The sequence below is a fragment of the Streptococcus oralis genome, from assembly GCF_001578945.1.
Lineage (GTDB): Bacteria > Bacillota > Bacilli > Lactobacillales > Streptococcaceae > Streptococcus > Streptococcus oralis_Q.
The window spans coordinates 495,838-496,901 of sequence record NZ_KQ969551.1 but is presented as its reverse complement, the minus strand read 5'-3'; the positions used below and the strand labels follow the sequence as shown (position 1 = coordinate 496,901).

At 46.1% G+C, this 1,064-nt stretch carries 1 protein-coding gene; it reads left to right on the top strand.

Features of this window, described 5'->3' with window-relative positions; translation table 11 throughout:
• Positions 1-1,064, top strand: a 1,064-nt coding sequence (atpD, locus tag SORDD16_RS05045; RefSeq protein WP_081215149.1) for a F0F1 ATP synthase subunit beta, incomplete at both ends; no start/stop codon positions are given.

Genomic DNA, 1,064 nt, shown 5'->3' with positions numbered 1-1,064 from the left:
CGTGTCTTCAACGTTTTGGGAGATACCATTGACTTGGATGCTCCTTTCGCTGAAGACGCTGAGCGTCAGCCAATTCATAAAAAAGCTCCAACTTTTGATGAATTGTCTACCTCATCTGAAATCTTGGAAACAGGGATCAAGGTTATCGACCTTCTTGCCCCTTACCTAAAAGGTGGGAAAGTTGGACTCTTTGGTGGTGCCGGAGTTGGTAAAACTGTCTTGATCCAAGAATTGATTCACAATATTGCCCAAGAACACGGTGGTATTTCAGTATTTACTGGTGTTGGGGAACGTACTCGTGAAGGGAACGACCTTTACTGGGAAATGAAAGAATCAGGCGTTATCGAGAAAACAGCCATGGTATTTGGTCAGATGAATGAGCCACCAGGAGCACGTATGCGTGTTGCCCTTACTGGTTTGACAATCGCCGAATACTTCCGTGATGTAGAAGGCCAAGATGTGCTTCTTTTCATTGACAATATCTTCCGTTTCACTCAGGCTGGTTCAGAAGTATCTGCCCTTTTGGGTCGTATGCCTTCAGCCGTTGGTTACCAACCAACACTTGCTACGGAAATGGGTCAATTGCAAGAGCGTATCACATCAACTAAGAAGGGTTCTGTAACCTCTATCCAGGCTATCTACGTGCCTGCGGATGACTATACTGACCCTGCGCCAGCAACAGCATTCGCTCACTTGGATTCAACAACAAACTTGGAACGTAAGTTGGTACAGTTGGGTATCTACCCAGCCGTTGACCCTCTGGCTTCAAGCTCTCGTGCCTTGGCGCCTGAGATTGTTGGAGAGGAGCACTATGCAGTTGCTGCTGAAGTCAAACGTGTCCTTCAACGTTATCATGAATTGCAAGATATCATTGCTATCCTTGGTATGGATGAACTCTCTGATGAAGAAAAGACCTTGGTTGCCCGTGCTCGTCGGATCCAGTTCTTCTTGTCACAAAACTTTAACGTGGCAGAGCAGTTCACAGGTCAACCTGGTTCTTATGTACCAGTAGCGGAAACAGTTCGTGGCTTTAAGGAAATCCTTGAAGGAAAACATGACCAGTT